We start from the raw sequence: 23,620 nt of genomic DNA on the forward strand, positions 1-23,620 counted from the left end.
TATCTGTCACCCATGACCGCCACACGCCTTTTCGACCGATCCGTCGTCCGCCTCGCTCCGCTGGAGGGTGGCGAGGACGTCGCCGACTTCCTCCAGGGCCTCCTGACCAACGACGTAAAGGGGGTGTTGCCCGCTTACTCGGGGTTGCTGTCTCCGCAGGGCAAGACGCTCTTCGATTTTATCGTATGGCCGGGTGCCGGGGGCGAATTGCTCCTCGATTGCGAAGCCAGCGCGGCGGAAGAACTGGTCAAACGGCTCTCGCTCTATCGCCTGCGCCGCAAGATATCGATCGCCGTCGATCCGGATGTTTCCGTCCACTGGAAGATGGGCACAGGCGACGGGGCGGCGGCTGATCCCCGGCTTGGCGCTCTGGGCCAGCGATGGCTTGCCCCGACGAAGGACGCAGACGAACCAGCCGATGCCGATTGGCTGGCCCACCGTCTTTCGCTCGGCGTGCCCGAAGGGCGGGCGGAAATGGGTGATATTCTGTGGCTCGAAACCAACGCTGTCGAGCTGAACGGAGTGAGCTTTGCCAAGGGCTGTTATGTTGGACAGGAAAACACCGCCCGGATGAACTGGCGTTCCAAGGTCAACCGCAGACTGGTCGTCGTTCCTCTCGACAAATCGAACGAAAAGCGGCGCAAGGTCGCTTACGAAGCGTTGGCGCTGGCCGTGGACCATTTGCGGCTGGAGGATATCGATCCGTCGCAGGTGCCTTCATGGATGAAAGCTGCGCTGACGGAGAGTTAGACCGGCAACAAAGTGGCGCGCGGACACGACATGGCCGATATCCGCCGCCGTGCTCTGATGGAATGCCTGGCGAATATGGCCGCGCTGGAGGCCAAGTTCAGTCAGCGCATGAACCACGCTTAGCCCGGCTGAACGAGATCCGCGATCGAGTTCACCAGCATCCGCTCTGCCCTGTCGCGCGCAGCGGTTTGCGGCAGGCCAAGCGATCGGGACAACGCCTGACCGATCAGGGCATCGCCCATCGCCATCAGCACCAGCGCAAGGGTTTCCTCGTGCACCTGCCTGGGAGCGGTTCCGTGGGCGGCTTCCTCGGGTGCGATTTCGTCGACCAGCGCGTGGATCGTTTCGACGATGGGGGTGAGCGCGTCCTCGTTTCCCGTCAGGATCATCCAGCTCGCCAGCGCCCCTGCGCCTTCCTTGTCGAACGCATCGAACGCCAGATCGACGACTTCGCGCGGCGAGCCAAGGCCCGCACGGCTGGCGCGCACGGCTTCGACGATGGTGGCGCACACGGTTTCCGCGAGGTGCCGTGCCAGTTCGCGCTGCAAGCCGGCGGCCGAACCGAAATGATGGAGCAGGTTTGCGTGTGTGCGGCCGATACGGGCCGAAACCGCTTTGAGCGTCACCGCTTGCGGCCCCGCCTCGATCAGCAGTCCGCGCGCAGCTTCGAGCGCTGCAAGGCGGGATTCTTCGGGAGACAATCTTTTGCGGGTCGCCATGGAAAACCGTTAACCCATCGATGCGCAAGGAGGAAGCCGTTTACCGGATGTTATTGACATGCATGTCAGTAATCACTATTGACACCAATGTAAGTAAGCCCGTGGAGCAACCATGAACGCCCCTGTGAAAATCGACGCCGATACCCGCAAATCCGCCCCGACCCCGGCGGATCTGACCCTTACCGTGCGCGACGAACGCTTCAATCGCAACACCACGCCGCGGCGTTGGTGGGCTGGCGAACCTTTCGGCACCGCGTGGCACAACGCGCTGTCGGCCACGTTCCCACGCGGCGAAGCCTTTTTCATCGAAGCCGTGAAGGCCCACCGTGAAGGCGCCGAACCCAAGCTCGAGGCCGAAATTCGTGCGTTCGTGAAGCAGGAAATCAATCACACCCGCGAACATATCGCCTTCAACCGGCTGGCCGAAAGCCACGGCTATGACATCAAGGCGATCGACAAGCGCGTGGGCGAAATGCTGGCTTTGACCAAGGACCGCCCCGTCATCGTGAATCTGGCCGCAACCATGGCGCTGGAACATTACACTGCCATGATGGCGTATGAATTCCTCGCGAATCCGAAGCATTTCAAGGATGCCGACCCGGAAGTTCGCAAGATGTGGGAATGGCATTCGGTCGAGGAAATCGAACACAAGGGCGTCGCTTTCGACACCTGGAACCACGCCACGCGCGACTGGAAGCCGTTCCGCCGCTGGAAACTGCGCAGCCTGATGATGCTGATCGTAAGCTTCAATTTCTTCCGCAATCGCTGGAGCGATACGCTGGAACTGCTTGCCCAGGACGGCATCACCGGCTGGAAGGCCAAGTGGGGCCTGTTCAAATATCTGACTGTCAGCCCGGGTGTGGTTCGCCGCATTTTCCCCGCATGGCTGGCCTACTTCAAGCCCGGGTTCCACCCGTGGGATCACGACGATCGCGAACTGATCGGCAAGTACGAGGGTGACTTCCAGGCCGCCCTGATGCCCGCCGAATAAGGCGCTTGCCCCAGACGAAAAAGGCCCCGCAGCGATGCGGGGCCTTTTTTATGTCATGCAGCCTTCGGGGACGCCGTGTCCGCATATTCCAGATCGAGCCGGTAGAGAGCGCAGTCGACCGCTTCGCCGCGTGCACAGCTATGCCGCGGCGCAACCTTGCCGGTGGGCGTGAACCCCAACTTGCGGAGCACCTTGCCCGAAGCCGGATTGTCGAGGAAATGCCCCGCATTGATCGTACGATAGCCGAGCAACCTTGCCACTTCGAGCACACCGGACGCCGCTTCGGTTGCATAGCCCCTGCCCCAGTAAGGTCGCGCGATCCAGTAGCCGAGTTCGATGCCGTCCTCGCATTCGCCCAGGCCAACCGACCCGATGATCGTCGAACCGTGGTCGCCGGGAAGCGTCATCAGAAAGTTCGGGACACGCGGGCTTTGTTCCCGTGCCACGAATTCACGCGCATGCTGGGGAAGATAGGGCCATGGGGCGCGCGCCAGATTGCGGACGACGCCCTTGTCGGCGATTCCGCCGAACAGCGCTTCCCAATCTTCGGGCCAGGAGGGCCGCAACAGCAGCCTCTGCGTAACATGGAACATCGGTATTCTCCCCAGTGGACCACGCCCCGGGCTCCTAGGCCGGACGCGTGACAATTGCGTGATGGCGAAAGCGAATTTCGCCGCGGATTTGTCAGAGGGAGAAACGACAAGAGGGAGACGGGTCGGTCCCATCTCCCTCTAAGTCTGCCGGTCTTGAACCCGGCTGGGACCGTTCCGTCTGGACGATCCCTTTATCGGAGCGTCCGATTTATTCGGCGGCTTCTGCCATCATGTCGACCGACACGTACTTGCGGCCAAGCTTGCCCTTGTGGAATCGGACGACGCCATCGGTCAGCGCGAACAGCGTGTGGTCCTTGCCCATGCCGACATTGGTCGCCGGGTAGAACTTGGTGCCGCGTTGACGCACGATAATGTTGCCGGCGATCACGTTTTCGCTGCCGAACTTCTTTACGCCGAGACGACGACCGGCCGAATCACGACCGTTGCGCGACGAACCGCCTGCTTTTTTATGTGCCATGGTCCGGTTTCCTTACTTCTTGTCTTCGGTCTTTTTGGCTGCAGCCTTCTTGGGCGCTGCCTTCTTGGCCGGAGCTTTCTTTTCAGCGGCTTCCGACTTCGGAGCGGCCTTTTTGGCTTCGGCCTTGGGGGCGTCGTCCTTCTTGGCGGCTTCCTTCTTCGGAGCAGCGGCCTTCTTGGCGCCGCCGGTGCCGACATCGGTGATACGCAGCAGGGTCATCTGCTGGCGATGACCGTTCTTGCGGCGATAGTTGTGACGGCGACGCTTCTTGAAAACGATCACCTTCTCGCTCTTCGCCTGCGCGATGATTTCCGCCGAAACGGTTACCTTGGCGGCATCTTCGAGCGTTTCGCCTTCACCGGCGAGCAGAACGTCGCCCAGCGTGATGGTTTCACCGGCTTCACCAGCCAGCTTCTCAACCGCGATTTTGTCTCCGGCGGCAACCCGGTACTGCTTGCCGCCCGTGCGCACTACTGCGAACATGGTGCTTGTCTCTCAATCAATAAGCTTTGCCGTGATCTTGCGAATGCACGGCGCACCCGTCGAGCCGCCGGATGGCGGCCCCGGAAAGAAGGGTGCCGTTAGGGGAAACACTTCCCCAAGTCAACGTCTGGCACCACGAATTTTGCAGGCCCGCTGGCGCGCGCTGCGCTGCGTGCTATGGCGGGTGGGATGATCGACCGCAAGACCTTCCCTGCAGCTATTGCCCTTATTGTCCTGTCGGGATGCGCTTCAACCGCGTCCGGGGAATATCCTTCGCTGGCTATTCGCGATGTGGAGCGGGTCGAGGGCAGCTTCGATCCTGCCCCTGCGCAGCGCCTCGATGTGCCGCAGGTTGCCGTGGACATGACCGGAGGGTTGGACGCGCGATTGGCGGCCCTGGTCGCGCAGGCCCGCGATGCCCATGATTCTTTCACCGCTTCCGCACCTCAGGCGGAAACCCGCGTCAGGGCAGCGGCCGGAAGCGAAATCGGCAGCGATTCGTGGGCTTCGGCCCAGGTCGCGTTGGCGGACCTCGATTCGGCACGCAGCCTTGCGGCTGTCGCGCTGGGCGACCTCGACATCCTGTACGCCGCGGCCACGGTGCAGGCTGACGATTCGGCGCAGATCGAAGCGGCCCGTGCGCAGGTCCTGGCCCTCATCGGCGAAGAAGATGCCGTGCTGGAGCGGCTGCGCGCCCGCGTGCGCTGACCCCCGATTTACAAGAAAGGCGCGGAACCGGCTGTCCGGTCCCGCGCCCTGTGCGGTCAGAATGGGGCAGGTCAACCTGCGGTCACGCTCCCCACGATCGTGACGGCCACGATACCCCAGACAAAGACCAGCACCGGAAGGATAAGGACCTGCACCGCCGCATCCTTGGCCTGAACGCGCCCGGTGTGAGTGGAAATGCCATTGCGGACCAGCGCGCTCCAGGTCTTGGGCGCAATCTGCCCCCCTTCAGGCGCGAGTCGGGTCCAGATCGTCGGAAGCGCAAAACCTGCGACAATCACGAAAGCGAACAGCACCATCGGCAGGATCAGGCCCGGCGTCGAAAGTCCGGTCGCCATGACCACAAGAAAACCGAGATAGCAGCCGACTGTCAGCACATAGAGCGACTGCGGCAATTCGAAGCTGCGGTCGACCACCGTGTGCGGCTTTGCCCGATCATGCACAATGGCCTGTTCGGCAACCAGATGGCGGGGAAGATTTTTTGACATGATTTCGGCTCCTGTTTCGCAAGACAGGATGCCGCCGCCGCAGGTGGGTGTCCTTGACCGAAATCAAGAACCGTCGATCAATTCCAGCGCGCGAGATCGGCGTGATCGCGTTCCCGCGGTTCGATCCAGTGCCAGCCGTCCGGGCGTTTCTCGCGCTTCCAGAACCAGGCGGCGCTTTTGAGATGATCCATCAGGAAATCCACCGCGTCGAATGCTTCGCGGCGATGACGGGACGCCGTGATGACGAGGACGATCGGCTGACCCGGGGCCATGACGCCCACGCGGTGCCAGACCAGCACGCCATCGAGGCCGAACCGCCTGAGCGCGCTGTCCGCAAGCTGGCTCATGCCCGGCAGTGTCAGTGGCTGATAATGCGTCAGCTCGAGCGCCTGTACGGCCTCGTCCGGTCTGACCGTTCCGAGAAACGAGGCCACGGCCCCGGCGCGCTGATGGGCCGAGCTGAAGGCGGCCAGCCCCTCACCGACCGACATTCCCTTTTCCAGCAGGCGAACGTCGGCAGGTGCTGCAATCTGCATCCTAGCCACCGCTGACAGGAGGAAGCAAGGCGACCTCGTCCCCATCGTTCGCGAACAGCGCCGTCTTGTCTGCCAGCACGCGGCCCGAACAGGCCACGTTGACCCTGCTCTCGGCAAGTTGCCCTGCAATTTGCGGTCCCACCTCCCGAAGGAGGCCGTGCCAGTCGAGCGGGCCCGCCACCTCGCGCTCCTGCTCGCCCGCCATATCCCGCAAGGGGCCAAGAAAGACGATCCGCACACTCACCGGTCAGGTTTCCAGGTATTGCCCGGTAATGCCGGGCGCAATTGCCAGATATTCGGCGGTGGCATCGAGAGCCGCCCCTTCGCCGGCGACCATGTTCACGCGGCGCGGCGTGTGTTTGCGCGCCAGGCCCGCCACTACGGCCAACCGCCATTCACGGTGTTCGTACCCGGCAGATGGCAGTGCGATCGTCACATCGTCCCCCTTGGCCAGGGTATCTTCGACATGCGCGAGCCAATGCTGGTGGAAGAGGCTGGCCGCCGCCAGCGGATCGTCCGGCAGTCCGTCCACCGCAATTTGCTTCATTCGCGGCGCTCGCGGTGGAGGGTGATGCCGATCTTCTCGTGCGCTTCAGCGATCGCCAGTTTCACGATCTTCACCGTGACCGCTTCGATCCGGCGATCCTGCAGGAACAGGGTTTCGCACACATGGTCGGCCACGGCTTCGATAAGCTTGAAATGGACGCCTTCGGGCAGCGCATCCGAAGCCGCGAACTTGAGGTCCATGTAATTCTTGCTGGCGTCGAGCGATGTGTCCGGATCGTACCGGTCGAGCGGCTTCAGCCGCACGGTGATCGTGAAGCGGAGCGGCTGAGGGCGCCCGGTTTCTTCGGAATAAATGCCCGTCAGGACATCGTGTTCGAAATCGGCGACCTCGAGGATGAGCGAATCGTGCATCCCCCTCCCCTAGCGCGGATTGGACCAGCGCGCGAAAATCGCGGTTGGAAGAAGTCGACCACCCGATTGTTCCTGCACCGCAAGATCGCCGTGTTCGATCCGGCCGGGCAAACCGTCGAACACTTCGTCCAGCAGGCCGGCAAGCGCCAGGCTGCTCATGCGGACGGCGTAAACGGTGAGAAACAGGAACCGGCTGTCGGCGTCCAGCAGCTTGCGGCAATCCGCCACCAGGCCGGGCAGGCAATCCTCAAGGCGCCAGGTTTCGTTCTTTGGCCCTCGCCCGAACTTGGGCGGATCAAGAATAATGCCGTCATAGCGGTTTTCACGGCGCACTTCGCGCGCGGTGAATTTGGCCGCATCGTCGACCAGCCAGCGGATGGGACGGTCATCCATTCCCGAAAGTTCGGCGTTCTCGCGGGCCTGCGCGACCGATTTCTTGCTCGCATCGACATGGGTGACGCGGCCATGCTTACTGAGCGCCAGCGACCCCACCCCGGTGTAACCGAACAGGTTGAGCGTTTCGGCGTCGGTCGAATCGCACAGCTGGTCGCGCATCCAGTCCCATACGGGGGCCATGTCGGGAAAAAACCCGAGGTGGCGGAATGGCGTGGGTTGCGCCGTGAAGCGCACCTCGTTCCACCCCAGCGGCCAGCCCTCGTCGGGCAAGTCGCTGGATGCGGTCCAGCGGCCGCCGCCATCCTCGTCCGCCCCTGGCACGAATTCGCTGTTCGCTTGCCAATCCTCGATCCGGGGCGACCACATGGCCTGCGGTTCGGGGCGGATGAAGCTGTGCGGGCCGAAGCTTTCCAGCTTCCGCCCGTCACCGCTGTCGAGCAAGCGATAGCTGTCCCAGCCTTCGCCAACCATGAGCATGGGTTCCCGTACCAGATCGGCCATCAGGCAGCGGTGTCCATGATATGCGCCCGCACCGCTTCGTAGGTTCCGGGCAGTTCGACATAGGCTTCCTCGCGCGCGAACAAATCGCCCACACGGGTCGGCAAGGAAGGGCGGATGCCGGTGGCGCGTTCCACCGCGTCGCCGAACTTGGCCGGGTGCGCGGTGGCCAGCGTGACCACCGGAGTCTGGGCAGGCAATGGCACGGTGCGCGCCGCATGGAGGCCGATGGCGGTATGCGGGTCGATCGTCTCGCCGCAATGTTCGTACGCCCACCGCATCGACTGCGCGGTTTCGCCTTCATCCACGCGCGCGCTGGTGAAAAGCGCCGCGGCCCCTTCGCGCTGGGCGTTGGTGAGGCGCATGGTTTTTTGGGCTTCGAAGGCGCGCATCTGTTCGCCCATGGCGGCGCCGTTGCGCCCGCCCACATCGAACAGCAGACGTTCGAAGTTCGAACTTACCTGTATATCCATGCTGGGTGCAGCCGTGGGGGTAACCGTCCCAGCGGTGTAATCGCCGGCGCTGAGCGCGCGGTGCAGGATGTCGTTCACATTCGTCGCGACGATCAGCCGTTCGATGGGCAGGCCCATGCGCGCGGCAACATGGCCGGCGAAGACATCACCGAAATTGCCCGTGGGCACGCTGAAGGCGATCGCGCGTTCCGGCCCGCCGAGTTGCAGCGCGGCGGCGAAATAATACACAACCTGCGCCATCAGCCGCGCCCAGTTGATCGAATTGACCGCGCCGATACGGTGGTTCGCCGTCACGTCCGTGTCGGAAAAAATCCGCTTCACCATCGCCTGTGCGTCATCGAAGCTGCCTTCGATAGCGACATTATGGACATTGGGCGCACGCACGGTGGTCATCTGGCGACGTTGCACGTCGCTGACGCGGCCTTTTGGATGGAGCATGAAAATCTCCACCCGATCGAGCCCGGCGACCGCATCGATCGCGGCACTGCCAGTATCCCCGCTGGTGGCGCCGACGATGGTCAGGCTGCCGCCTTCGCGCGACAGGAATTCCTCGAACAGCAGGCCCAGCATTTGCAGGGCCACGTCCTTGAATGCCAGCGTAGGGCCATGGAACAGTTCCAGCAGCCAGTTGCGTTCATCCAGCTGGGCGAGCGGGGTCACGGCAGCGTGCGAGAAACGGCCATAGGCCCTGCCCGTCAGTTCGCGCAGGCGTTCCGGTGTGAGGCAATCGCCCACGAACGGCTGCATGATCCGCGCAGCCAGTTCGGCATAGGGGAGACCGCGCATGGCCGCGATCTCGTCGGGCGAGAATGTCGGCCATGATTCGGGAACATAAAGCCCCCCGTCGCTGGCGAGGCCGGCCAGCGTGACGCCGGCAAAATCGAGCGCAGGCGCGCTGCCACGGGTGGATACATATTTCATCGGACAAGCCGGTTAGCGGCGCATGGTGGAGCGGGCAAGCAAACGGCTCTTTATCCGGCCGAAGCGTCCCTGCCCCGGCGCCTGAGCGCGAGGATGTAAATCACCAGGGCCGTAAGCGCGAAGAAGAACCATTGCCCCGCATAAGCCAGGTGGTTGTTCGGGATGTTCGCCGGATCGGGGCGGGCCAGCGGTTCGAGGCCTGCCACACCCTGACTTGCGACGATCCGGCCACCCGGCGCGATCGTTCCGCGCACTTCGCCCCCACCCCATTCCACCGGTGCCGGATCGCGCGAGAAACCGAAGTCCAGCGTAACGGCCTGCCCGTTCGGAAGGTTGCAGGTGGCGCGGTGGGCAAGGCCGGGCTCTCCGGCAGCACTGCGGCCCGCAACCGTCGTCGCGCCGGACAGGCTGGCGCAGGTCACCGATGTCTGGCGATAGAGAACCGCGTCGATACCGGCGGGATCGGCCGGATAGGGGACTTGCGCGCTCATCGTCTGGGCCGCGCCGTAGCGTGCAAGCATCGCCTGCTTTTCGTCCATGCGGTTGAGCTGCCAGACGCCGAGCGCGATCATCGTCGCAATGGCGGCGGCGACGATGATGGTGGGGATCACGGGTACTCGTGTCACAGGTGGTCCTTCGGGGTTGCGCAGGCACGGCCAAAACCGAGAGGGGCAGCCGCGGCCAAGCCGGACTGCCCCTCGCGATAATCAGATATGCCCGGAGACATCAGTGGATGGTCGCGCCCCATCCGCCCCAGACGTAGACGACGATGAAGAGGAACAACCACACCACGTCGACGAAGTGCCAATACCAGGCTGCCGCTTCGAAACCGAAGTGCTGGCGCGGAGTGAAATGGCCCTTGTAGGTGCGAACCAGGCAGACGATCAGGAAGATCGTGCCGACCAGCACGTGGAACCCGTGGAAGCCGGTCGCCATGTAGAAGGCCGAGCTGTAGGTGTTGCCGCCGAATGCAAACGGCGCGTGCATGTATTCGTAAGCCTGGATCGCGCTGAACAAGGCGCCCAGCATGATGGTCAGCCACAGGCCCTTCTTGAGGCCTTCACGGTCGCCATGGATCAGCGAATGATGGGCCCAGGTTACCGTGGTGCCCGAACACAGCAGGATCAGGGTGTTGAGCAGCGGCAGGCTGAACGGATCCATCACCGCTTCGATCGCGACCGGCGGGAACTGTCCGCCGACCACTTCGGAAATTTCCGAGGGGAACAGCGAGAAATCGAACCAGCTCCAGAACCACCCCACGAAGAACATCACTTCCGAAGCGATGAACAGGATCATCCCGTAACGCATGTGCAGCTGGACGACCGGCGTGTGGTCACCGCGCTGGGCTTCCTTCACGATGTTCGAGAACCAGCTGAAGAAAGTGGCGATCAGACCGGCAATGCCGAGGCCCAGCACCAGGTGCGCGCTGGCCATGTCGTGCATGAACAGCACCATGCCCGATGTGAAGGTAAGAGCCGATACCGAGCCGATGAGCGGCCAGATGTCCGGTTCGAGGATGTGGTATTCGTGATTGACGTTGCCAGCCATTATTCTCGCGTCCTGTGTGTCGCTTGCGTGGCAGCCCTTATCGCGCAGCGGGGCGCGGGTCTAGGCCCTACTCCGCGGAATCTATCGCACGGTGGAAAGTATAGGACAGCGTGATCTGTTCGACACCGTCCATATTGGGGTCATCCAGCGCCTTTGGATCGACAAAATAGAGCACCGGCATACGCACCTGCTGCCCCGGCTCCAGCGTCTGTTCGGTAAAACAGAAACACTGGATCTTGTTGAAATAGGCCCCGGCCTGTTCGGGTTCGACGTTGAAGGTCGCCGTGCCGGTGATGCGTTCGTTCGAATCGTTTCGGGCGATATAGATCGCCATGTCGCGCTGGCCGATGGTCACCGTGTCGGTGACCTGTTCGGGACGGAAGCTCCACGGAACATCGCCTGCGGTCGTGCCATCGAAACGGACAGAAATCGTGCGCCCGCCAGCGCTTGCACCGAGCCGTTCGGCCTGCGCCGCCTCGCTTTCGGTTGCACGCTGGGTCGTGCCACCAAAGCCCGTCACCTGGCAGAACAATTGATAGAGGGGCACCGCGGCATACCCGAGGCCGAGCATTGCCAATGCGCCGAGCAGGGCCAGGAAGGCCGTGCGGTTCTTGCGGGCTTCGAGCGTAGCGGCAGTCATCGCATCCTCACATCCGGGCGATGGTTATCACATAGAACAACACGGCGAGAAAAAGCAGAATCCCGCCGAGCACGAGATTGCGGCTTTTCTGGCGACGCTTGTATTCGGCATTTTCTTCGGGGGTCATCCGATTACTCCATTTGCCGCCAGCAACCGGTCGACGACCAGGGCGGCGAACAACGCGAAAAGGTAGAACACGCTAAAGGCGAACATGCGTTTTTCGGGCACCATCTTGTCACCTTCGCCCGCCGTCCGGAACGCGACGGGTACGCTCAGTGCGAGGAATGCGAGCGATAGCGCCAGCGAAGCGATCCCGTACACATACTCCGTACCGCCAATGAACCACGGTGCCGCGGCCACAGGCACAAGCGCCACGCAATAGGCGAGCATCTGGAGACGGGTGGATTTTTCGCCCTTCACCACGGGCATCATCGGGATGCCGACATTTGCATAATCGGTCTTCACGAACAGGGCGAGCGCCCAGAAATGCGGCGGAGTCCACATGAAGATGATGGTGAAAAGCAGGACCGGCATGAGGGTCACATCGCCGGTTACCGCCACCCATCCGATCATCGGCGGGAATGCCCCAGCGCCGCCGCCAATCACGATGTTCTGCGGTGTGCGCGGCTTCAGCCACATGGTGTAGATCACCGCGTAGTAGACAATGGCAACGGCCAGAATGATCGACGCCAGCCAGTTGACCGCGACGCCCATGATCAGCACCGATGCGACCGAGATCAGTATCCCGAAATCGCGCGCGTCGGTCCGGTTCATGCGTCCCGACGGCAGCGGCCGGTTCGCGGTGCGTTTCATTCCCGCGTCGATATCGGCTTCCCACCACTGGTTGATCACAGCCGATCCGCCGGCCCCCAGCGCGATGCACAGAATTGCGGTGAAACCGATCACGGGATTGATCGACCCTGGCGCAGCCAGCAATCCGCACAGGCCGGTGAAGATCACCAGCGTCATCACACGCGGCTTCGTCAGCGCGAAAAAGTCGCGCCATTCCGCGGGAAGTTGGATCGGGGTTGCCTGGGTCATGGAATCGGGCTGCATATAGGGGCTCAGAGCCGGTTTAACCAGTCAATCAGCAAGCGGTTGACCTCATCGGGCCGCTCTTGCTGGGTCCAGTGGCCCACGCCGTCAAGAACGTGGCCCTCCACCTTCGGGGCGAACATCCGCATCATGCCCACGGGATCGGTGATCGCACCGAACAGAAACGTCGCGGGATCGCGCGTTCCGCCAATGAACAGCGCGGGCTGTTCGATGCGCTTGTCCCGCCAGTTCTGAAGCCATTCGAAATCGGCGACATGGTTGCGGTAACGGTTGAGCGGGCCACGAAAGCCCGACCGGCGAAACTCGCCTTCATAAAAATCCATGTCCGCTTCGGTCAGCCAACCCACGGGTTGCGGATCGGGAAGCCCTTCGAGGAAGGTAGCGCCGAGCGGCTTGCTCCAGTAATCGCCGGGCGGAACATCGCCGCTGATGGAATACATCATCCGCTGGACCCAGTCGCGCGGATCCTTTTCCGCTTCGGCCTCGGCAACTCCGGGCTCCTGGAAATATTCCTGGTAGAAGAACCTGCCCTGCGAGGTGAAGTGTTCTTCGTACACCTCGGTAAACGGACGGCTGGGAACGCCCGCGAACGGAACCGACATTCCGGCGACCGCGCTGAAATGCTCGGGGTTGGTGAGCGCGCTGTTCCAGACGATCGGCGCACCCCAGTCATGTCCGATCAGGATTGCCGGACGGTCGGGTGACAGCGCCTTGCGAAGCCCTACGAGGTCTCCGACGATGCGCTCCATGGCGTAGGCATCGACGGGCTGCGGCTTGTCCGAACCGCCATAACCACGCACGTCGATGGCGCACGCTGTAAACCCGGCGTCCGCGACAGGACCAAGCTGGTGCCGCCAACTGTACCAGCTTTCCGGAAAGCCGTGGACCATGATCGCCAGCGGGGCAGAGCCCGGCTCGGGCCCTTCGATCGCGCAGCGCAGGTTCAGTTCACCAACGTCGACTGTCCGCATTTCCGGCATCGTCATCTCCTTCGCGATCCACACGGCCGATATGCGAACGGCCGGCCCGCAAGGGACCGGCCGCTGCTTGTTCGTCCTGCCGCGGCCTTACGCCGATGCGGGCTTGCCGCCAGTGGGCAGGTGATTGTGGTGATCGTGGTGGTCCTCGATCACCGGCAGTTCGCTGAACTGATGGAACGGCGGCGGGCTCGACAGGCTCCATTCGAGCGTCGTGGCGCCTTCGCCCCAGTAATTGTCTTCCGCCTTCTTGCCCCAGATGAACGCATACACCAGGTTGGCGAAGAACAGCAACATCGATGCGGCCATGATTTCATAACCGATCGTGCTGATTTCGTTCCAGTACGCATAGGCATCCGCATAATCGGGGTAACGGCGAGGCATGCCCTGCCAGCCCAGGAAATGCTGCGGGAAGAAAATCACGTTCACGCCGATGAAGAAGCCCCAGAAGTGCGCGTGAGCGAGGAATTCGGAATGCATCCGGCCGCTCATCTTCGGGAACCAGTAGTAGAAGCCGGCGAACAGCGAGAACACCGCGCCCATCGACAGCACGTAGTGGAAGTGAGCCACCACGAAGTACGTGTCGTGAACCACGTCGTCCACGCCGCCATTGGCGAGATAGACGCCGGTCACACCGCCCACGGTGAAGAGGAAGATGAAGCCCAGCGCCCAGACCATCGGCGATTTGAAGGTGATCGAGCCACCCCACATCGTCGCGATCCAGCTGAAGATCTTGACCCCGGTCGGGACCGCGATGACCATCGTCGCAGCGGTGAAATACATCTTCGTGTTCACGTCGAGACCGACGGTATACATGTGGTGCGCCCACACGACGAAGCCGACCACACCGATCGCGACCATGGCGTATGCCATGCCGAGATAGCCGAACACCGGCTTGCGGCTGAAGGTGGCGACGATCTGGCTGACCATGCCAAAACCGGGCAGGATCATGATGTACACTTCAGGGTGGCCGAAGAACCAGAACAGGTGCTGGTAAAGGATCGGATCACCGCCGCCGGCAGGATCGAAGAAGGTCGTGCCGAAGTTACGGTCGGTAATCAGCATCGTGATTGCAGCGGCCAGCACAGGCAGCGCCAGAAGCAGAAGGAATGCGGTTACCAGCACCGACCATACGAACAGCGGCATCTTGTGCAGGGTCATACCCGGCGCGCGCATGTTGAAGATGGTGGTGATGAAGTTGGTCGCGCCAAGGATCGAACCTGCACCGGCAAGGTGCAGCGAGAAGATGGCGAAATCCACTGCGGGACCGGTCGAACCGGTCGTCGACAACGGTGCGTAAACGGTCCAGCCAACGCCCGCGCCCGGACCCGTGCCGCCGGGCACGAAGAGCGAGAACATCAGGCTGAAGAAACCGGCAACAGTAAGCCAGAAGGACACGTTGTTCATGCGCGGGAACGCCATGTCCGGCGCACCGATCATGAGCGGCACGAACCAGTTGCCGAAGCCGCCGATCATTGCCGGCATGACCATGAAGAAGACCATGATCAGACCGTGCGCGGTGATGAACACGTTCCACATGTGGAGCGAGGTATCGAAGTCGGCGTTGCCGCCCATCAGCTCGGCCCAGAACTGGAGGTACTGGATACCCGGTTGGGCCAACTCCATACGCATGATGCCCGAAATCGCGCCACCGACAATGCCGGCGATGATCGCGAAGATCAGGTACAGCGTACCGATGTCCTTGTGGTTGGTGGACATGAACCAGCGCGCGAAGAAGCCGGGCTTGTGGTCGGCATCGTGCGCGTGGTCGTCGTGGTGTGCCTGGAAGCTGTCGGCGGTAGTGGCCATCGTGCTATACTCTCGAGCTGATCGTCGTAATTCTTAGGTGGTCGCGTCTTCGACCGGGGCGGCGCCTGCACCGGCGGCACCGGGTACCGCGCTTTCGGGCTGCTGGAGCGGAGCGGCCGCGGGGGCTGCTTCCACACCAGCTTCTTCGGCACCGGCGATCTTGCCGCCCTGTGCCAGGACCCAGGCGTTGTACTGGTCCATCGGCAGCGCTTCGATCGCAATCGGCATGTAGCCGTGGCGCGCGCCGCACAGTTCCGAACACTGGCCGTAATAGACGCCAGGTTCGTTGATGGTCAGCATCTTCTCGTTCAGACGACCGGGAACCGCATCGAGCTTGAACCAGAGACTGGGTACGGCGAACGAGTGGATCACGTCGGCTGCGGTGGTCTGAAGGCGGATCGGAACACCCACGGGCAGAACCATGCGGTTGTCCACGCCCAGCTGGTGCGGCTCGCCGCGGGCTGCAGCCTCTTCTTCGGTCAGCATGTTCGAAACGATTTCGAAATCGCCGTTGTCCGGATAGGAGTAGCCCCAGTACCACTGGTAACCGATCGCCTTGACGGTGATCGCATCCTTTGGCGGCGTTTCGTACTGCTTGGCGATCAGCGTGATCGACGGGATCGCGATGCCGAGCAGGATCAGCGCCGGAACCACGGTCCACACGACTTCGATCAGCGTGTTGTGGCTGGTCTTGGAGGGAACCGGATTGGCCCGCTTGTTGAAGCGCACAACCACGTAAATGAGCAGTCCCAGCACGAAGATGCTGATGATCGCCATCACCCAGATGAGGAAGGTGTGGAGGCCGTTCGCATATTCGCCAGTGGGCGAATACTGCTTCTGGACGTCCCATGCCTTGGCAATCGGCATGCCCTTGCCCTCGGTCGGGGCCATCGGCGTGTACGCGCTGGCGCCGGCGCCGACATCGGTCGTCGAAGCGTCCGCCGCAACGGCAGGATCGACAGACTCGAGAGCGGCCGCCGTGGTCGCTTCTGGCGCGGGGGCGATCGCTTCATCCTGCGCGCTTGCGGCTTGCGGTGCAAAAGCAAGCAGGCCGGCCATGCACAGGCTGGCGACACTCCGGTGGAACCCGTTGCGGGAGCCGAGAAATTTCATCGTCTGGACGCTCTTTCGTGTCTCGTTTTCGGCTGGGTCACGAAGGACCCGTCATGATCGCGCACGCGCAGGCAATGGCCTGACGCAGGACGCGATTTGGGGTGCCTATAGGCAGGGTTTGCGTGCGCCTCAAGCTGTGAGGGGACAAAAATATGCATAATCGTTTGCCTCTTGCGCAACGCGTCGCAAACCGCTTTGAGCCAGCACCGTATGACCGAAGAAGAAATCATCCACGAATTTCGTGCCAGCGAAGCCCTTCTCGAAGGGCACTTCAAACTTAGCTCGGGACGCCACAGCGGGCATTACCTGCAGTGCGCGCGCGTGCTCATGAACCCGGAACGGGCCGGAAATCTTGCCCGCGCTCTGGCTCAGGCTATCCCCCGCGATGTTCGGTCGCAGATCGACGTGGTCGTCAGCCCCGCCATGGGCGGGTTGATCATCGGCCACGAAATGGGCCGTGCGCTGGACAAGGACGCCATGTTCCTGGAACGCCCGGAAGGCGTGTTCGAGCTGCGCCGCGGCTTCCGGCTGGAACCGGGTGCGAAGGTGCTGATGGTCGAAGACGTGGTAACGACGGGTCTGTCCAGCCGCGAGGCGATTGCGGCCGTGGGCCGCGAAGGCGGCGAAGTGATCGCGGAATGTTCGCTGGTCGACCGCTCGAACGGCGAGGCGGATCTCGGCGTTCCCTTTTTCCCGCTCATCACTCTGAACTTTCCGACCTATGCCGAAGGCGAAGTTCCGGCCCGTCTGGCCATGATCCCGATTACCAAGCCGGGGAGCCGCAAGTCCTGATCCGGCCCTTGCGCCTCGGGGTCAACATCGACCACGTCGCCACCATTCGCAACGCGCGGGGCGGCGACCATCCCGACCCCGTGCGGGCCGCACAGATCGTCGCGCAAGTCGGCGGTGACGGTATTACCGCGCATCTGCGCGAAGATCGCCGCCATATCCGCGACGATGATCTCAAGCGCATTCAGGCGGCCACCAATCTTCCGCTGAATCTGGAAATGGCCGCGACCGAGGAAATGCTGGCGATCGCGCTCGCGCACAAGCCGCACGCTGCCTGCATCGTCCCCGAAAAGCGCGAGGAACGCACAACCGAAGGCGGGCTGGATGCTGCGGGCCTCCATAACCAGCTCGCCCCCATCGTGTGGAAACTGCGCGACAACGGCATTCGCGTATCGCTGTTCATCGAGGCGAGCGAACGCCAGCTCGAGACGGCCCAGCGCCTCGGCGCAGAAGTGGTCGAGTTTCATACCGGCGAATACGCGCACGCCGGCCTTGATGGGGATGCGGAACGTGAAATGCGCGAGCTGGACCGCATTGCCCGGATGGCGGCGCTGGCGGTCGACATGGGGGTCGAACCCCACGCAGGGCATGGCCTCACCTACGAGAACGTCAAACCGATCGCCGCCATTGCCCAGTTGGCTGAACTGAACATCGGCCATTACCTGGTGGGCGAGGCGGTTTTCGTCGGGCTGGAAGAAGCGGTGCGACGAATGCGGACCCTGATGGACGAAGCGCGCGACCAGGGCGGCAAGCCATGATCATCGGCCTGGGTTCGGACCTGTGCAATATCGAGCGAATCCAGAACTCTCTGGAACGCTTTGGGGAACGGTTCGAGAACCGTGTCTTTACCGAAATCGAAATCGCCAAGGCGCGCCGCCGCCCGTTCACGATCGCGGGCACCTATGCCAAGCGGTTCGCGGCGAAGGAAGCCTTCTCCAAGGCCGTGGGAACGGGGTTTCGCCGGGGCGTTTTCATGAAGGATATCGGCGTCGTCAACGCGCCGTCCGGTGCCCCCACGCTGGCACTTGCCGGCGGGGCGGCGATCCGGCTTGCGGAAATGGTCCCGGCGGGCCATGAGGCGCGCATTCATCTCACCCTCACCGACGATCACCCATGGGCGCAGGCCTACGTTATCATCGAGGCCCTCCCTGCATGAGCACCGGCACACCGGCAATGAACGATCTTTCCGAGAAAAAGCCCGAAAATTCCGACGAGAAAGTCGACTGGATCGCCGAATTGCGCGGTCTGGCGATCATGCTGCTCGCCGTGGTCGGTTTTCACAGCTTCATCGCCAAGCCGTTCTATATCCCGTCCGAATCCATGATGCCCAACCTCCTGGTCGGGGACCGGCTGATCGTCAGCAAATACCCCTATGGCTGGAACTGGTCCTCAATCAGCTTTCACCTTGCCCCGCGCAGCGATTGGCGGATCTTCGGCTCGACACCTGAGTACGGGGACATCGTGATCCCGGTTCATCCACTGCGTGACGAGGATTACATCAAGCGCGTCGTCGCCCTTCCCGGTGACACGATCGCGGTGCGAAACGGCCAGGTAATTCTCAACGGTACGCCTGTTCCGCAGAAGGTCGAACCGGCGCTCGATCTTCCATTCGATGCCAATTCACGCTGCGACGGTTTCGGCTTCGATGATTTTCGCGCCACCGACGATGCCGGCAAGCGCACCTGCCGCGTGCCGGTCCTGCGCGAAACGCTGCCCAATGGCGCAACGTACCTCGTCATCGACCACGAGAACCAGTCGCTCGACGATTTCGCCGAAATCACCGTGCCCGACGATGCGGTGTTCGTGATGGGCGATAACCGCGACCATTCCGCCGATAGCCGCGAAGTATCCAGCGACCGCGGCCTCTTGGGCCCTGTCCCGCTCGCCAATATCGGCGGACGTGCGGAATTCATCACCTTTTCGCTCGACGGAACCACGTCGCTCAACCCCGTCAGCTGGTATACCAGCTTGCGCGAAGGCCGTTCGTGGAGCACTTTGCGACCTCCGCTGGTCGAAAGGAAAACCGCGCAATGACAGGCACATCGTCGTCCGAACACGGCAAAGGCAAGGACGACGAGAGCGACCCTGGCGCGAGCCCGACACGCATTTCAAGCCCCGAACTGCGGTTCGAAGCGGCGCGGGCCCTTATCTGGGGCCTGGTGATCGGGTTCATCGTCCTGGCCGTCCACATATCCCAATCGTTGCTCGTGATTTTCGGCGCTATGGTTTTCGCCGCGATGATCGATGGCGGAGCCCGGCTGCTGGGTCGCATCCTTCCGATCGGGCGCGGCTTTCGCGTGGCGATCGTCCTCCTTTTGACGACGGCGTTCTTTGTCTGGCTGGGCTATTTTGCAGGCTCGCAGATTTCCCAGCAGGCCGCAGAATTTCCGACGATCATCAGCGACCAGCTGACCCGCCTGTTCGAATATCTGCAGTCCAAGGGTTTCGCCATCGATCAGGCGAACGTGCAGAGCATCGCCAGCAACATGATGAGCGGCGTAGGCACGGTAACGAAGGCGATCGGTGGCCTGTTCGGCGGCCTGACGACCGTGCTGCTTATCGGCATCATCGGGATATACCTCGCGGTGGACCCGCGCGTGTACGAACGCGGCGTTGCGTGGATGATCCCGGAAAACCGCCGCGGCGCGTTCTACGATACGTTGAGCTATCAGGCCTACACCATGCGCCGCCTGCTGGCAGGCCGTCTGGTCGGCATGGTCGCGGAGGGGATTTTCACCTGGGCGCTTCTGGCGATCTACGGTGTGCCGATGGCGGCCCTTCTGGGCCTGCTGACCGGTTTGCTGGCCTTCATACCCAACATCGGCGCAATCATTTCGGGTGTGCTGATGGTCCTGATCGGATTTTCCGGCGGCACCGACATGGGCGTCTACACCATCATCGTCTATTTCCTGGTCCAGAACTTCGACGGGTACATCCTTGTGCCGATGATTGCGAAGAAGACGGTCGATCTGGCACCTGCCCTGGTGCTTTCGGCCCAGCTGATCTTCGGCGTGCTGTTCGGCATCCTCGGGCTTGCTCTGGCAGATCCATTGCTGGCGATGATCAAGGTTGCGCTGGAAAGGCGTTCGGCGCGGCTGGAAAGCGTTGACGAGGGGGCCGCCGACGGCGCCCCGGCGGAGGCTGTATAGTGGCGCGCAAGTTTCTCTATATCGTGGCGGTCATCATCGCGGTGTTCATTGCCGGGGCCATCGCCCTGTCGATCTGGTCACGCGAAGCCACGCAGATCGCGTTCGTGCCGCGCGGCGAGTTCGTGCAGCAGGAACCGCTGGCGTCGAACGCCTATCAGGACCCGGAGATGTGGTATTCGCGCCCCGGGATCGGCACCAACGATCCGGCCCGCTACCAGCCGGCAATCGCCCAGCCACCGGTCGACCCCGCAACCCGCGCGCCTTCGCCCGATGCACCGGCTGCGGAACGCAGCCTCGATCAACCCGATCTCAGCGACGTCGGCCCATCGGTTGCCGGAGAGCCGGCAGATGCGCAGGCACTGCCGTCTTTCGCGGTCTTCTTCGTCCCGCCGACCAGTTACATTCAGGCCGGCGGAGACTGGAACGCGGTTCTGGACGATCCGACCACCGACAGCCGCGCCCGCACCTTCCTCAAGGGGCTGGCCAGCCCGTTCAATCGGGCGGATGAAATCTGGGCCCCCAAATACCGCCAGGCCGCCGCCGGTGCGTTTCTGACCGACAAGCCCGAAGCCCAGCAGGCAATCGATGCCGCGTATGCCGATGTGGCCCAGGCGTTCCGCTATTTCGTCGAAAGCGTCGATCCCGGAAAACCGATCGTGCTTGCCGGCCACAGCCAGGGCGCCGCGCATGTCCTGCGCCTGCTGCGCGATGAAGTTGGCGGGACCGCCCTCGCCGATCGGGTGGTCGCCGTATACGCGCCCGGTTGGCCGATTTCGGTCGAACACGATCTTCCCGCGCTTCCGTTCCCCGCCTGCGCCGCGTCCGGCCAGACCGGCTGCGTGCTTTCCTGGTCTTCCTTCGCCGACGAAGGCGACGCATCGCTCATCATGGAACGCTACCGCGCTACGCCTGGCTATGACGGTGCGCCGCGCGGGGACGGACCGATCGTTTGCGTCAATCCGCTGACGGGCGGCGCGGGCGCGCAGGCACCTGCCAGCGCCAATCTGGGGACTCTGGTGCCCGACGAGGGGCTGGCATCGGGCGAACTTGTCCAAGGTGCGGTGCCTGCGCGATGCGGTGTCGGAGGCCTGCTTTACATCGGCGATCCGCCAACGCTGGGCGAAGGGGTTCTGCCGGGCGGCAATTATCACGTCTACGATATTCCCCTGTTCTGGAAGAACCTTCAGGAAGATGTGGTCGAACGGGTGCGGGCGTGGACGACAACCCGATCGTAACCGACAACGCGCTGGATTTCGGTGACACGCTGCCCGATGGCGGGGCGCTGCTTGCACTGGACGTGGGCACCAAGACCGTCGGGATTGCCACCTGCGATGCGGGCTGGCGCTATGCCACCGCGGGCAAGACGATCAGTCGCGGCAAATTCGGCAAGGACAGCGAAGCCTTGCGGGCCATAGTCGAGCAGCGTTCGATCAAGGGCGTCGTCGTCGGCCTGCCGCGCAACATGGATGGCAGCGAGGGGCCGCGGGCGCAGGCGAGCCGCGCCTATGGCCGCAACATCGCCGCAGCCCTCGGACTGCCCGTTCTGCTGTGGGACGAACGCTGGTCCACAGCCAGTGCGGAAGGTGCCATGATCGCCCAGGACATGAGCCGTGCGCGCCGCGCCGAACGGATCGACAGCCACGCGGCGGCGGTTATCCTGCAGGGCGCGATCGACGCGCTGGCCGGTGGCTTCCTTTAGGTTACGTTCCGATCTGCATCGTCTCGAGGCGCTTCCTTCGGACCTTCGCCTCATGCGCCAGCAGGACGCTCCCCGACCGTTCCGCTTGGCGCCATAATGCATCGCGGACGGCGGGATCGGATGCCAGGCCATCGCGCGCTTCGTAACTTGCCAACCGCATCCGTTCGCTGGGGTGGCGCCGCCCAAAGGTATCCGCCAGATCGAGCGCCGCATCGCCGCCCATTCCAACCGCACAGCGCAGAAACACCTCGGTCGATGTCGGGTTCAGGACTGCACTGACCGTTCCGCTGTCGAGATCGAACCCATACTGATCATGCCACCCCTGCGCCGGGTCCACGTGCATGATGTTGAGCGAGACGGACATGGCGGCGGGCGGCAGTTGCGAATGGATGTCCCGATGTGCGCGATAGTGCATCAGGCGCCCTTCGTGCAGCGCGCTTCTTTCCACGAAGCGCAAGCGCGCCTGTTCGCCCCTGTAACCTGCGACGGATTCGTAATCGTATTCGAAGTAGTCGCTGACATAACCCGGGCCGAAATAGCCGACGGTCAGAAAGTCGAAATTGTGATCGTGGGGTATGCCGTAAACGAAATTGCGCGCGCCGCTGGCGCCAAAGCAGGACTCGTTCGCGCTGGGCCAGATATTCGCGCGCAGGAAAGACCTGCCACGAACGGGCGACAGCATGATGGCCTGCGGCCCATAGGCGCTGGCTTCGAACGCATCGGAGCGATTGTCCTTCAACTGGTCGACCAGCAGGTCGCCAAGAAACGTGCGGTTGTTCCCCAGCTGTCCAAGCAGCGCCGCGGCGCGGTCCGTACCGACTTCGTCAGCGGGATCGAATCCGTCGCCGAGCCGGTCGAGCACCTGTTCGACGGTGGCCGTCTCGGCCGAGGAATGTTCAATTACCCTTGGCATCGAGACACCCGTGTTCGCGAGAGTTGGGGATAGGCTTCGATCAGTTGAGCCCGCAGCGCACCGGCAGGGACCGACAACGGATCGAGCGGGTCCTGCGCGGTCCGATCCAGTGCCGCAAATCCGGTGTGCGCATCCAGCGCGAGGCATTCGCGCAAGGCCTGCCACCGGAAATGGTCGCTCCCCTCCCGGGCAAGCTGCGCCATTGCAGGGGCGGCATCACGCCGGCCCATCCGGCCCAGCAACGCCATCGCCAGTTCGCGGTGGCTTTCCGCGCGGTCGCCGCTGGCACGATGCACCAATCCCCCGTCGTCCAGTCGGAAAACCCGCGATGGCCCGGAATTGCGTGCGGATCGCGCGATGCGCAATATGACGAAACGCCCGTGGACGCGCGCGATCAGCCGCGCCTCCCGCTCGCTGAACTCCATGGCTTCGCCCTCCACGATCCGGCGTGATCGGTAATCGATTACGCCCCGATCAATCGTCTCGGACAGGATCTCTCCTATCGTCAGATCGGCGGCGCCTTTCAGCACGATTTCATGGCGCTCATCGTCGCAAAAGGTGATGCTTGATGCGGGCTGGCGCTGTTCTGCCCCGTCAAAGGCGATAAGGGTGATCACCGCCCTTCCCACGCTGGCCAATTGCAGGATGGCAGTCCCGCCGCTCAACTGATGACGGAAAGGAACGTGCCCCATCGGATGAATGCCCAAGGTGGCGCACAATTGCCCGATCAGGGGATCGACCAGCGCGCTCGCCGTTTCGTGACACGAGGCGATTTCCCGCAACCGTGCGCATTCCCTCCAGCTTGCACCCGCACCGTACAGTCCCAGCTCGGCAACCATTGCACCGACATCGGGACGGCACAGCCAGCTTTCGCGCGTATTCTCCATCGCAATTTGCGCTGCGCGTTGCGCGGCCCGATCGCCGCGCAACGCCCTCAATTGCCTGCCGATGTGCATG

At 62.9% G+C, this 23,620-nt stretch carries 31 protein-coding genes; 10 read left to right on the forward strand and 21 right to left on the reverse strand.

Features of this window, described 5'->3' with window-relative positions; genetic code table 11:
* Positions 1-12: 12 nt before the first annotated feature.
* Positions 13-750, forward strand: a complete 738-nt coding sequence (gene ygfZ / locus VR863_RS08350; RefSeq protein WP_324828006.1) for a CAF17-like 4Fe-4S cluster assembly/insertion protein YgfZ — start codon at positions 13-15, stop codon at positions 748-750.
* 119 nt (positions 751-869) lie between these two features.
* Here the strand turns inward: ygfZ and VR863_RS08355 are convergent, their stop codons facing one another.
* Positions 870-1,469 carry a TetR/AcrR family transcriptional regulator gene (locus VR863_RS08355; protein WP_324828007.1) on the reverse strand — a complete coding sequence of 200 codons (600 nt, stop codon included), beginning with the start codon at positions 1,467-1,469 and terminating at the stop codon, positions 870-872.
* 112 nt (positions 1,470-1,581) lie between these two features.
* On the opposite strand from VR863_RS08355, the gene VR863_RS08360 reads away from it, so the two are divergent.
* A complete protein-coding gene (locus VR863_RS08360; RefSeq protein ID WP_324828008.1) occupies positions 1,582-2,460 on the forward strand; it encodes a metal-dependent hydrolase in 879 nt (292 codons plus the stop codon).
* 53 nt (positions 2,461-2,513) lie between these two features.
* On the opposite strand, the gene VR863_RS08365 is transcribed toward VR863_RS08360, so the two are convergent.
* From VR863_RS08365 to rplU, 3 genes are all read right to left on the reverse strand, one after another.
* The gene (locus VR863_RS08365; protein ID WP_324828009.1) at positions 2,514-3,053 is read right to left on the reverse strand and encodes a GNAT family N-acetyltransferase; all 540 of its coding nucleotides are present in this window, start codon (positions 3,051-3,053) and stop codon (positions 2,514-2,516) included.
* Between the two features lie 208 nt (positions 3,054-3,261).
* Positions 3,262-3,531: a 50S ribosomal protein L27 gene (gene rpmA, locus VR863_RS08370; protein ID WP_324828010.1), complete on the reverse strand. Its 270-nt coding sequence runs from the start codon at positions 3,529-3,531 to the stop codon at positions 3,262-3,264.
* 12 nt (positions 3,532-3,543) lie between these two features.
* Complete coding sequence (gene rplU / locus VR863_RS08375) at positions 3,544-4,014, reverse strand: 50S ribosomal protein L21 (protein WP_324828011.1); 471 nt, start codon at positions 4,012-4,014, stop codon at positions 3,544-3,546.
* A gap of 189 nt (positions 4,015-4,203) precedes the next feature.
* On the opposite strand from rplU, the gene VR863_RS08380 reads away from it, so the two are divergent.
* Positions 4,204-4,722, forward strand: a complete 519-nt coding sequence (locus tag VR863_RS08380; RefSeq protein WP_324828012.1) for a hypothetical protein — start codon at positions 4,204-4,206, stop codon at positions 4,720-4,722.
* Positions 4,723-4,793: 71 nt separating this feature from the next.
* Here VR863_RS08380 and VR863_RS08385 read toward each other — a convergent pair whose 3' ends face one another.
* The 15 genes from VR863_RS08385 to coxB all read right to left on the reverse strand — a co-directional run bounded on the left by VR863_RS08385 (position 4,794) and on the right by coxB (position 16,113).
* Entirely contained in the window at positions 4,794-5,228 is a 435-nt protein-coding gene (locus VR863_RS08385; RefSeq protein WP_324828013.1) for a hypothetical protein, read from the reverse strand.
* Between the two features lie 77 nt (positions 5,229-5,305).
* Positions 5,306-5,764 carry a molybdenum cofactor biosynthesis protein MoaE gene (locus VR863_RS08390; protein ID WP_434784981.1) on the reverse strand — a complete coding sequence of 153 codons (459 nt, stop codon included), beginning with the start codon at positions 5,762-5,764 and terminating at the stop codon, positions 5,306-5,308.
* 1 nt (position 5,765) lies between these two features.
* A complete protein-coding gene (locus VR863_RS08395) occupies positions 5,766-6,008 on the reverse strand; it encodes a MoaD/ThiS family protein (protein ID WP_324828015.1) in 243 nt (80 codons plus the stop codon).
* A 3-nt stretch (positions 6,009-6,011) separates the two neighbouring features.
* Positions 6,012-6,311, reverse strand: coding sequence for a Rossmann fold domain-containing protein (locus tag VR863_RS08400; protein ID WP_324828016.1), 300 nt, complete (start codon positions 6,309-6,311; stop codon positions 6,012-6,014).
* Positions 6,308-6,682 carry a dihydroneopterin aldolase gene (locus tag VR863_RS08405; protein ID WP_324828017.1) on the reverse strand — a complete coding sequence of 125 codons (375 nt, stop codon included), beginning with the start codon at positions 6,680-6,682 and terminating at the stop codon, positions 6,308-6,310. The genes VR863_RS08400 and VR863_RS08405 overlap by 4 nt, the downstream gene beginning before the upstream one ends.
* A 9-nt stretch (positions 6,683-6,691) precedes the next feature.
* Entirely contained in the window at positions 6,692-7,579 is an 888-nt protein-coding gene (locus VR863_RS08410; RefSeq protein WP_324828018.1) for a class I SAM-dependent methyltransferase, read from the reverse strand.
* Positions 7,579-8,970, reverse strand: a complete 1,392-nt coding sequence (gene thrC, locus VR863_RS08415; protein WP_324828019.1) for a threonine synthase — start codon at positions 8,968-8,970, stop codon at positions 7,579-7,581. Before thrC ends, VR863_RS08410 begins: the two co-directional genes overlap by 1 nt.
* A 50-nt stretch (positions 8,971-9,020) precedes the next feature.
* The gene (locus VR863_RS08420; RefSeq protein ID WP_324828020.1) at positions 9,021-9,596 is read right to left on the reverse strand and encodes an SURF1 family protein; all 576 of its coding nucleotides are present in this window, start codon (positions 9,594-9,596) and stop codon (positions 9,021-9,023) included.
* A 100-nt stretch (positions 9,597-9,696) separates the two neighbouring features.
* Positions 9,697-10,518 (reverse strand): cytochrome c oxidase subunit 3, encoded by an 822-nt coding sequence (locus tag VR863_RS08425; RefSeq protein WP_324828021.1) that lies wholly within the window; start codon positions 10,516-10,518, stop codon positions 9,697-9,699.
* 67 nt (positions 10,519-10,585) lie between these two features.
* Positions 10,586-11,158: a cytochrome c oxidase assembly protein gene (locus tag VR863_RS08430; protein ID WP_324828022.1), complete on the reverse strand. Its 573-nt coding sequence runs from the start codon at positions 11,156-11,158 to the stop codon at positions 10,586-10,588.
* A 7-nt stretch (positions 11,159-11,165) separates the two neighbouring features.
* On the reverse strand, positions 11,166-11,285 hold the full coding sequence (locus tag VR863_RS14955) for a cytochrome c oxidase system small membrane protein (protein ID WP_491848186.1): 120 nt from the start codon (positions 11,283-11,285) through the stop codon (positions 11,166-11,168).
* Positions 11,282-12,214, reverse strand: a complete 933-nt coding sequence (locus VR863_RS08435; RefSeq protein ID WP_434784982.1) for a heme o synthase — start codon at positions 12,212-12,214, stop codon at positions 11,282-11,284. The genes VR863_RS14955 and VR863_RS08435 overlap by 4 nt, the downstream gene beginning before the upstream one ends.
* Before the next feature lie 8 nt (positions 12,215-12,222).
* Positions 12,223-13,200 (reverse strand): alpha/beta fold hydrolase, encoded by a 978-nt coding sequence (locus VR863_RS08440; RefSeq protein WP_324828023.1) that lies wholly within the window; start codon positions 13,198-13,200, stop codon positions 12,223-12,225.
* Positions 13,201-13,281: 81 nt separating this feature from the next.
* The gene (gene ctaD / locus VR863_RS08445; protein ID WP_324828024.1) at positions 13,282-15,000 is read right to left on the reverse strand and encodes a cytochrome c oxidase subunit I; all 1,719 of its coding nucleotides are present in this window, start codon (positions 14,998-15,000) and stop codon (positions 13,282-13,284) included.
* A 33-nt stretch (positions 15,001-15,033) separates the two neighbouring features.
* The gene (coxB, locus tag VR863_RS08450) at positions 15,034-16,113 is read right to left on the reverse strand and encodes a cytochrome c oxidase subunit II (RefSeq protein ID WP_324828025.1); all 1,080 of its coding nucleotides are present in this window, start codon (positions 16,111-16,113) and stop codon (positions 15,034-15,036) included.
* 210 nt (positions 16,114-16,323) lie between these two features.
* Here coxB and pyrE point away from each other — a divergent pair, with 210 nt between their 5' ends.
* Genes pyrE through ruvX form a run of 7 tightly spaced genes read left to right on the forward strand, consistent with a single transcriptional unit; the run spans position 16,324 to position 21,750 of the window.
* Positions 16,324-16,905, forward strand: a complete 582-nt coding sequence (pyrE, locus tag VR863_RS08455) for an orotate phosphoribosyltransferase (RefSeq protein ID WP_324829246.1) — start codon at positions 16,324-16,326, stop codon at positions 16,903-16,905.
* The gene (locus VR863_RS08460; protein WP_324829247.1) at positions 16,902-17,660 is read left to right on the forward strand and encodes a pyridoxine 5'-phosphate synthase; all 759 of its coding nucleotides are present in this window, start codon (positions 16,902-16,904) and stop codon (positions 17,658-17,660) included. The genes pyrE and VR863_RS08460 overlap by 4 nt, the downstream gene beginning before the upstream one ends.
* Positions 17,657-18,058, forward strand: coding sequence for a holo-ACP synthase (gene acpS, locus VR863_RS08465; protein ID WP_324828026.1), 402 nt, complete (start codon positions 17,657-17,659; stop codon positions 18,056-18,058). Before VR863_RS08460 ends, acpS begins: the two co-directional genes overlap by 4 nt.
* The gene (lepB, locus tag VR863_RS08470; protein ID WP_324828027.1) at positions 18,055-18,936 is read left to right on the forward strand and encodes a signal peptidase I; all 882 of its coding nucleotides are present in this window, start codon (positions 18,055-18,057) and stop codon (positions 18,934-18,936) included. The genes acpS and lepB overlap by 4 nt, the downstream gene beginning before the upstream one ends.
* Complete coding sequence (locus VR863_RS08475; protein ID WP_324828028.1) at positions 18,933-20,051, forward strand: AI-2E family transporter; 1,119 nt, start codon at positions 18,933-18,935, stop codon at positions 20,049-20,051. Before lepB ends, VR863_RS08475 begins: the two co-directional genes overlap by 4 nt.
* Positions 20,051-21,286 (forward strand): DUF3089 domain-containing protein, encoded by a 1,236-nt coding sequence (locus VR863_RS08480; RefSeq protein WP_324828029.1) that lies wholly within the window; start codon positions 20,051-20,053, stop codon positions 21,284-21,286. The genes VR863_RS08475 and VR863_RS08480 overlap by 1 nt, the downstream gene beginning before the upstream one ends.
* On the forward strand, positions 21,265-21,750 hold the full coding sequence (ruvX, locus tag VR863_RS08485) for a Holliday junction resolvase RuvX (protein ID WP_324828030.1): 486 nt from the start codon (positions 21,265-21,267) through the stop codon (positions 21,748-21,750). Before VR863_RS08480 ends, ruvX begins: the two co-directional genes overlap by 22 nt.
* A gap of 1 nt (position 21,751) precedes the next feature.
* Here the strand turns inward: ruvX and VR863_RS08490 are convergent, their stop codons facing one another.
* Together VR863_RS08490 and VR863_RS08495 are read right to left on the reverse strand one after the other, a co-directional pair.
* Positions 21,752-22,663: a transposase gene (locus VR863_RS08490; protein WP_324828031.1), complete on the reverse strand. Its 912-nt coding sequence runs from the start codon at positions 22,661-22,663 to the stop codon at positions 21,752-21,754.
* Positions 22,651-23,619, reverse strand: coding sequence for a hypothetical protein (locus tag VR863_RS08495; protein WP_324828032.1), 969 nt, complete (start codon positions 23,617-23,619; stop codon positions 22,651-22,653). Before VR863_RS08495 ends, VR863_RS08490 begins: the two co-directional genes overlap by 13 nt.
* Position 23,620: the final 1 nt, after the last annotated feature.

Origin of the sequence: Qipengyuania zhejiangensis (assembly GCF_035607565.1) — a bacterium.
In the GTDB taxonomy this organism is placed as follows: Bacteria; Pseudomonadota; Alphaproteobacteria; order Sphingomonadales; family Sphingomonadaceae; genus Qipengyuania; species Qipengyuania zhejiangensis.